This window comes from Halomonas sp. 141, from assembly GCF_002810305.1.
GTDB classification, from domain to species: Bacteria; Pseudomonadota; Gammaproteobacteria; order Pseudomonadales; family Halomonadaceae; genus Vreelandella; species Vreelandella stevensii.
This window is the reverse complement of record NZ_PINZ01000035.1, coordinates 26,525-34,453: the sequence shown is the minus strand read 5'-3', so window position 1 is coordinate 34,453 and position 7,929 is coordinate 26,525. Positions and strand designations below refer to the sequence as shown.

Sequence of the window (7,929 nt, the reverse complement as noted above, 5' to 3'; positions counted from 1 at the left end):
AAGCAATAGTGAAGGCCCATGAGTTGCTGTGGCATCACTTCATTGAACACATATACGTCACAGATGTGTCACAGGAAATTAGCCAACAAACAAATACAAAAAAGGCAGATCAGTAAGTAACTGGTCTGCCTTTCAAAATATTGGTAGCGGGGACCGGATTTGAACCGATGACCTTCGGGTTATGAGCCCGACGAGCTACCAGACTGCTCCACCCCGCATCAACGTGTGGCGCATTCTACGCATTTTTATCGCCAAGTCAACCCCTTCGATAAAACGCTTTTATGCTGGCGGTCATGGTCATCGTGCTGCAACATGGCCAGAGTATAGCTATGCTTTCAGTAGGCATAATAAAAAGCATGCGGTCAGCGTGCCGCTGATGAGTTCGAGCGGCTCGCTGTCAGTGAGAAAAGCGTGAAGGCGCTTATTCAAAGTGGCTTGCGACACCATAACAGTGCTTACAGTCCAAGCCATTTGTCATATCAGGGAGGTAGTCAATGGCCAATCAAGCCCCCGTCGCCTGGGTAACTGGTGGAACTGGTGGAATCGGAACGGCAATCTGCCGCGCGTTGGCAGATGCGGGTTATTTGGTGGTGGCGGGGTACCATAACCCTGACAAGGCCAAAACATGGCTGGAAGCGCAGCAGGCCGATGGCTATGACAACATCGCACTGTCCGGTGTGGATTTGTCAGACCACAATGCCTGTGTCGAAGGTGCCCGCGAGATCCACGAAAAGCATGGCCCCATCAGTGTGCTGGTCAACTGTGCCGGTATCACACGCGATGGCACCATGAAAAAGATGTCCTATGAACAGTGGTATCAAGTCATTGATACCAACCTCAATACGGTATTCAACACGTGTCGCAGCGTGATCGAGATGATGCTGGAGAATGGCTACGGCCGGATCATCAACATCTCCTCCATCAATGGACGTAAAGGCCAGTTTGGCCAGGTGAACTATGCGGCGGCCAAAGCCGGTATGCATGGTTTGACCATGTCGCTGGCGCAGGAAACGGCCACCAAGGGGATTACGGTCAATACCGTGTCGCCGGGCTATATCGCCACTGATATGATCATGAAGATACCCGAGCCGGTGCGCGAGGCGATCCGCGAAACCATTCCGGTGAAGCGCTACGGCACACCTGAAGAGATTGGTCGCCTGGTGGCGTTCCTGGCGGACAAGGAGTCAGGGTTCATTACCGGCGCCAATATCGACATCAACGGCGGTCAGTTCATGGGCTAAGCCCTGCTGTCAGGCACGACGCTTCACAAGAGCGATGTGAAAAACGGGAGGCCATGCGCCTCCCATTTGCGTGAGTGCCGTCTGCTTTGGAGGGATTCAGGGCTGGGGTGGTCTGGCCAGACGCTGCAGCAGTCGCTCGATTTTAGGCGCTTCTTGCTGCCACAGTTCGCTGGGTAACGGCCCCAGTGCGAGCAGCTCGGCCAGGACGTCATTCAGCTCATCGACGGGGCTGCGCGTTTGATGAATACCGCTGTTGAGCCGCTCGACCTGAATGGCCAGGCGAAGCGGCTCGTCACGTTGATTGACGGTTCCCAGCGCCAGCAATGAAAGATGCACCCTCAGGCGGGCCAGTGGCTCTTCCAGAGCGTTATCCTGCGCGGGCGTTCCGGCGGCAAGCAGCGCTTGTCGGGCCTGGTTGCGCTGCTGATGAGCGTTTGCAAAGTGTTCGGGCAGCGGTGGGGTCTGTATTTGGGATACGTCGACGCTGGGCGTGGGCTCGCCTTGTAAGGCCTGCTGGTCGGCCTGCAAATGCGCGTGGATAAGGGGCGTCAGCGCTTGCCAGCGGGCTACGGCCTCGGTCATGGCCAAACGGTTGAGTCGCTCGCGTTTGGCACGCACGATGCCGCCCAAACGGCGCTGCATGCCGTCACTGCGCCGATGCCTGGGCAGGGGCTCCCACTGCTCGACACGAGAGAGATACTGCTCCAGCGTACGGGTGTCACTGGCATGGGTGGGCTGCCAGCTGTCCATTTCATCAATGATCTCCTGCAGCTGGTCCAGAGACTGCTGTTGCCGCGTGGCTTGTGCCTGCTTGCGAGCCTCCCGCTGGGCAAACAGCTGGTCGCAGGCGTTGCGGAACGCCTTCCAAAGGGCCTGCTCTTCCCCCTTTGGTGCGCGGCCTAGCGTTCGCCACTGCTGCTGCAGCTGTTTGGTACGCGCAATGCGCGCTTCCAGCGGCTGGGCGTCATCGCTTTGCAGGGCATTGACCTGCTCAATCAGGTCACGCTTTTGATGGGCAATCTGCTCCGCACGCTGATCGATCAAGGCCTGCAGCCGATGGCGAATGGCGCCAAATCGTCGGCCAATTGCTTCGCTATGCTCGCGTGGTACGGGGGAGTAATGGCGCCACTGAAGACGTGCCTTGTCACGAATTTCACGCAGCACGTCCGGGTCGGCATCTTCGGCAGGCTGGGCCAGCAGGGTTTCGAGCTGTTCGCAGAGCGCTTCACGGCCACGCAGGTTGGCATCGCGTTCGGCGTCGAGCTGTGCGCGCCAGGGGGCGAGGCGCTCGTGAATCCGGTCGGAGGCGTGGCGAAAGCGTGCGGATTGCTCGCGATTGGCGGCGGCATCTCCCAGTGCTTTCCACTCCTTGACCAGTTGGCGGTGATGGCGATCCAGTGCCGCTTCGGCCATGTGCTGGTCGCCGGCCAGCGTCTCGATACTGGCACATAGCTGTTCACGTTTGGGACCTGCCACGAAGCCGCGCCAGTCCCGCAGTTCGGCCAGTCGGGCGCCTAGCTGCTTGAGTCGGCGCTTGAGGGGCTGGGCCTCGTCGCCTGACAGCGCTTCTATCAGCGGTTTGAGGCGCTGGTGCTGGCGGCTGGCGCTTTTGAACGAACCGCGCTCCAGCAGATGCTCGAAGCTATCCAGGTCGGCTGCCAGGGCCTCGAACGAGGGCCCCGAGGGAGGTGTGGCGCTGGTTTGGGGCGTATGTGCCAGCTGTGTTTGCGCCTGTGCCAGCAGTGCGGGAGACGTCAAGGTGGCTGGCCAATCGCACTGGGTCATCAGTGCGCTGAGCGCCGCCGTGTCGTGCTGGACCACCGCTTGTTCCAGTGCGCTGCGTACCGACAGCCAGCGCTGCCAGGCCTCCAGGCAGTGTTCGTACTGCTGCAGCACATGGAAATAGCGCTGCTGGGCAGTCTCATGGGGGGCGTGTTGATCGGAGAGCGCCTGCCAACGCTGGTCCAGCAGCTGTCGCTGGGCGCGCAGGCTATCGATATCCTGAGCCGTCAGGTCGGTGCCGTGGGTCAGGCCTTCCAGCGTTTCTTCGAGCCCGCTCAAGAGCTGATCGCGAGTGTTCTCTACTTCGGCTCTTCTTGCCAGGCTTTGCTGGCGTGCCTGCTCCTGTGCTTCATGGTCTTGCAGCGTTTTGCGGCAACCCAGTACGGCCTGCTGGAAGCGTTGCTCCTGTTCGGCAGTGGCCGGGTGATCCAACTGACGCCATTCCCGCTCGAGGTGGCGAAAGCGACCGCCATAGAGTGGTTCCCAGGGCGCGTGAGCGTGCTTTTCCATTTGCGTCAGGATGTGTTCGCGTTGAGCCAACTGATCGGCCAGCCATTCGGCATCGTCGCGACGCTGGGTGAGCTTTTCCTTGGCCAGCCGCACCACCTGCCGGTCGCGCCGGGCTTCTTTCAACAAGCGCTTGAGGTTGTCTTCGTCGGTGATGCGCTCGGCTGCCTGCTGGCGAACGACCGCCACGCTGTTATGGCAGGCGTGCTCCACCAGTATCTGCTCATCGGTCATCCGTTCCAGGGCGGCCAGGCGCAAGCTCAGGTTGTCGCCCTGGGCGGCTAACGCGTTCAATAAGCGTGGGTCAGTCAGTTGCGCCACGACACTCTGTCGCGTGGCGAGGTCGGTGCGGCCCTCGGCCCCGGCAAGTCGCTGGCAAAGCGCGTTGAACCACGCCTCATTAGCGGCTTGCCCGGAGTAGCCTGCCATCAAGCCTTTCAGGTCATCCAGCGCCAGCAAAGCGGCCAGTGCGACGTCGGCGTTGTCGTCCCGGGCGAGCGTGACAAGCGCGGTGCGCTGCTCAGGATGCTGCGGGTCCAGCGTGTGAAGTGCCTTGAGACGCACCTCGGGATCGGGGTGTTGCCACCGAGGAGCGAACAGGCGTCGTAACAGTCCGTGCATGGATCATCCTGCCAAGAGGTGCGTAACATGAAAAAAATCAGCCATCGATGAGTAGGCGGTTGCAGTCATCGTCGCTGTCGCTTAGCTTTGCCCTATGGTTGTGAGTTTTCCAGTCAATCACAACCCAAGGCGCGAGATTGCGCTACCCTTATTTTACCTGAACAAGACATGGAGTTCGGCCATGAGCCTCAACGCCAACAGTGCCGACATAGCCTTCACCTTCAAAGGCGGCATGCTGCCGATGACCGTCATGGAGTTGACCAGTGCTGATCCGGAGCGCATCCGTCGGCAGTTGGCAGGCAAGTTGTCGCAATCACCCGCGTTCTTTCAGCATACACCGGTTGTGTTGAGTGTGGAAAAGCTCGATGAGCCGCACCTGGCACTGGAGCGTATCTGTGCCGTATGTCGCGATCACAAGCTGCTGCCCGTGGCCGTGCGCGGTGGGGCCGAGCCAATACGCCAGTCTGCCTGGGCGCTGGGGCTGGGCTGGTTTGCCCCGGTAGAAGAGGGGCGTGCAAGGGCGTTGGAAAGCGTCGCGCCGCTGACTGAACCAACCCAGGAAGATGAGGAAGAAGCGCTTCAGCCCACGCAAGTGCCGGGGGTTACGCGCCTCTACAGAGGGACGGTGCGCTCCGGGCAGCAGGTAAGCTCTGCCGCAGGCGACCTGATCGTGATTGGCGCGGTGAACGCAGGCGCCGAAGTATTGGCGGCAGGCAGTATCCATATTTACGGTGCCTTGCGAGGGCGTGCCCTGGCAGGTATCCATGGCAATATCGATGCCGGCATCTACTGCCGGGAACTGGAAGCCGAGCTACTGTCCGTGGCGGGCAACTACAAGCGTCTGGAAGATATCGACTCTCAACTGCTGGGGCGGGCAGCTGAGGTGCATTTCATCGCGGAACAGCTGGATATCAAACCTTTGGACTGAGCCGAGTGGCTGAACCGCCGGGCAGAGGCTGATGTTTTCTGCCTAGCGACGCCGCCGTCGTGATCCGTTACAGTACCGCTTTTGACGACATTGATGTTCCCGTTAGGTGAATAGCGCCACGGCGCTCGCCATAAACGACTTCAAGAAGGAAGTGACTCTTGGCCAAAATTATTGTGGTGACCTCTGGTAAAGGGGGGGTCGGTAAAACTACCAGCGCTGCGGCGATTTCGACGGGCCTGGCACTGCGCGGAAAGAAAACCGTAGTGATCGATTTCGATGTGGGGCTGCGTAACCTGGACCTGATCATGGGGTGCGAGCGTCGCGTGGTCTACGATCTGGTCAACGTGATCCAGGGAGAGGCTGGTCTGAATCAGGCGTTGATTCGTGACAAGCGGGTAGAGAACCTGTTTATCCTCCCCGCGTCGCAAACCCGCGACAAGGATGCGCTGACTCAGGAAGGCGTGGAAAAGATCCTGGAGCAGTTGAAGGAAGACTTCGACTTCATCCTGTGTGACTCCCCGGCAGGTATCGAGCGTGGCGCCCAGTTGGCCATGTACTTTGCTGACGAAGCCATCGTGGTGACTAATCCCGAGGTGTCGTCGGTACGTGATTCGGATCGTATTCTGGGGCTGTTGGGCTCGAAAACCCAACGTGCCGAGCAGGGGCTGGAGCCGGTCAAGGAGCACCTGTTGATCACCCGCTACAACCCGTCGCGTGTGACCTCGGGCGACATGCTCACGCTGGAAGACATTCGCGAGATTCTGGCCATCGACCTGTTGGGGTTGATTCCGGAATCCGAAGCGGTGCTGCGCGCTTCCAACCAGGGGGTGCCGGTGACCCACGATGCGGCCAGTGATGCTGGGCAAGCCTACGCCGACACTGTGTCTCGGCTGCTGGGTGAAGAGATGCCGCTACGTTTTCATGAGCTTCAGCGCAAGGGATTGCTGAGCCGGATGTTTGGGGGTAGTCGTCGATGAAACTGCTGGAATTCTTGAAGCGTGAGCGCAAGAAATCCGCCTCGGTGGCCAAGGAACGATTGCAAATCATCGTGGCGCATCAGCGTAGCCAGCGTGGTCAGCCAGACTACATGCCGCTGCTTGAGCGCGAACTGCTGGAGGTCATCCGCCGCTATGTGCACGTGGATGACGATGCCATTCAAATCTCCCTGGACAGTGAAGACAACTGTTCGGTGCTGGAGCTGAACGTGACGTTGCCCAAGAGCTAGGGGCTGGGCGATGTAGCGGCGATAGGCGTCGTGGGTGTGCTAGTCTTGAGCTTTTGTTCCCACCCGACCCGCATGGGCGTTGCCTGTGGGTAGGGGGTTTCGCTCAAGGGAGTATGCATTCATGGCGCCATCCCATGCCGCCCCGGCCAGTTTTCTATGGCACGACTACGAGACCTTCGGTGCTGACCCACGCCGTGATCGGCCTGCCCAGTTTGCGGCACTGCGCACCGACGCCGAGCTCAACGAAATCGGCGACCCCATCGAGCTCTACTGCAAGCCCGCCGACGACTACCTGCCGCATCCGGCAGCCTGTCTGATTACCGGCATCACGCCTCAGAAAGCCCGTCGCAAAGGGCTGCCGGAAGCCCAGTTTGCCCAGCAGGTACAGCGCGCCATGAGCGAGCCGGGCACCTGTGTCGCGGGTTACAACAGCCTGCGCTTCGACGATGAAGTCTCCCGCCACCTGTTTTATCGTAACCTGCTCGACCCCTATGCCCGTGAGTGGCAGAACGGCAATTCTCGCTGGGACCTGATCGACGTCGTACGGGCTTTTTACGCGCTGCGCCCGGAGGGTATCGAGTGGCCGCTACGTGACGATGGCGCACCCAGCTTCAAACTGGAGCATCTGACGGCGGCCAACGGCATTGCCCATGAAGGGGCCCACGATGCGGTGGCCGATGTGCGTGCCACCATTGCCCTGGCAAGGTTGCTCAAGACGCGCAATCCCAAGCTGTTCGACTACTTGCTGGGCCTGCGCGGCAAACGGGCGGTGGCCCAGCAGCTGGATCTGCCGAATGCCAAGCCGCTGCTGCATATTTCGCGCCGCTACCCGGCCAGTCGTGGCTGTAGCGCCCTGGTCATGCCCTTGGCCGAGCATCCCACCAACCCCAACGGGGTGATCGTCTATGACCTGAGCGTGGCACCGGACGACCTGCTCTCATTGAGCGCCGAGCAGATTCGTGAGCGGGTGTTCGTCAGCCAGCAGGATCTCTCTGAAGGCGAGGCGCGTATTCCCCTCAAGGTGATTCACATCAACCGCTGCCCGGTGGTCTTTCCAGCCACGGTGCTCAAGGATATCGAGGGTGAGCACAAGGGAGAGTACGGGGCGATTGCCGCCCGACTGGGTGTGGATATCGAGGCTTGCCGAGGCCACTGGAAAACCCTGCGCGCTGCCGCCGGGGTGGCCCAGAAGGTCAGAGAGGTGTTTGATGCCAAGCATGACGCATCGCCCCAGGATCCTGACCTGATGCTGTACGCCGGCAGCTTTTTCTCGGCGGCAGACCGCCAGCAGATGGAAAGCGTGCTAGCCATGGAACCATGGGATCTGGTGGGCCAGCGCTTTGCCTTTCAGGATCCGCGTCTGGAAGAGATGCTGTTCCGTTTCCGCGCCCGTAGCTATCCGGAAACGCTGGAAGGCGATGAGCGTGAGCAGTGGGAAGCTTTTCGCTGGATGCGCATGAACGATCCGGCGTTATCCGGGTTTACCTTGAAAGCGTTTGCCCGAGAAATCGAACGTTACAATCAGCAGTCGCTGAGTGACCATGAGCGGCAGATACTGGAAGAGCTGGTGATGTACGTGGAGGCCATGATGCCCGCCCAGGCGTTCGACGCCTGAGCGGGGTGGA

General features: G+C 60.2%; 6 protein-coding genes and 1 tRNA gene. 5 read left to right on the top strand and 2 right to left on the bottom strand.

What is annotated here, in order from left to right:
- Positions 1-141: 141 nt before the first annotated feature.
- Positions 142-218, bottom strand: a tRNA-Met gene (locus CWI66_RS13485).
- Positions 219-494: 276 nt separating this feature from the next.
- Here CWI66_RS13485 and phbB point away from each other — a divergent pair.
- Positions 495-1,241, top strand: a complete 747-nt coding sequence (gene phbB, locus CWI66_RS13480) for an acetoacetyl-CoA reductase (protein ID WP_026001958.1) — start codon at positions 495-497, stop codon at positions 1,239-1,241.
- A gap of 96 nt (positions 1,242-1,337) precedes the next feature.
- On the opposite strand, the gene CWI66_RS13475 is transcribed toward phbB, so the two are convergent.
- On the bottom strand, positions 1,338-4,151 hold the full coding sequence (locus CWI66_RS13475; RefSeq protein ID WP_100731962.1) for a DUF349 domain-containing protein: 2,814 nt from the start codon (positions 4,149-4,151) through the stop codon (positions 1,338-1,340).
- 181 nt (positions 4,152-4,332) lie between these two features.
- Between CWI66_RS13475 and minC the strand changes: the two genes are divergently transcribed.
- From minC to sbcB, 4 genes are all read left to right on the top strand, one after another.
- Positions 4,333-5,079, top strand: coding sequence for a septum site-determining protein MinC (gene minC / locus CWI66_RS13470; protein ID WP_100731961.1), 747 nt, complete (start codon positions 4,333-4,335; stop codon positions 5,077-5,079).
- Between the two features lie 158 nt (positions 5,080-5,237).
- On the top strand, positions 5,238-6,056 hold the full coding sequence (minD, locus tag CWI66_RS13465; protein ID WP_081138813.1) for a septum site-determining protein MinD: 819 nt from the start codon (positions 5,238-5,240) through the stop codon (positions 6,054-6,056).
- Complete coding sequence (gene minE, locus CWI66_RS13460; protein ID WP_016915987.1) at positions 6,053-6,304, top strand: cell division topological specificity factor MinE; 252 nt, start codon at positions 6,053-6,055, stop codon at positions 6,302-6,304. Before minD ends, minE begins: the two co-directional genes overlap by 4 nt.
- Positions 6,305-6,425: 121 nt before the next feature.
- The gene (sbcB, locus tag CWI66_RS13455) at positions 6,426-7,919 is read left to right on the top strand and encodes an exodeoxyribonuclease I (RefSeq protein ID WP_081138816.1); all 1,494 of its coding nucleotides are present in this window, start codon (positions 6,426-6,428) and stop codon (positions 7,917-7,919) included.
- Positions 7,920-7,929 lie beyond the last annotated feature (10 nt).

Excerpts from the sequence above, each read along its gene's own strand:
- phbB (WP_026001958.1), top strand. The coding sequence starts at position 495 with ATGGCCAATCAAGCCCCCGTCGCCTGGGTAACTGGTGGAACTGGTGGA.
- CWI66_RS13475 (WP_100731962.1), bottom strand. The coding sequence starts at position 4,151 with ATGCACGGACTGTTACGACGCCTGTTCGCTCCTCGGTGGCAACACCCC.
- minC (WP_100731961.1), top strand. The coding sequence starts at position 4,333 with ATGAGCCTCAACGCCAACAGTGCCGACATAGCCTTCACCTTCAAAGGC.
- minE (WP_016915987.1), top strand. The coding sequence starts at position 6,053 with ATGAAACTGCTGGAATTCTTGAAGCGTGAGCGCAAGAAATCCGCCTCG.
- sbcB (WP_081138816.1), top strand. The coding sequence starts at position 6,426 with ATGGCGCCATCCCATGCCGCCCCGGCCAGTTTTCTATGGCACGACTAC.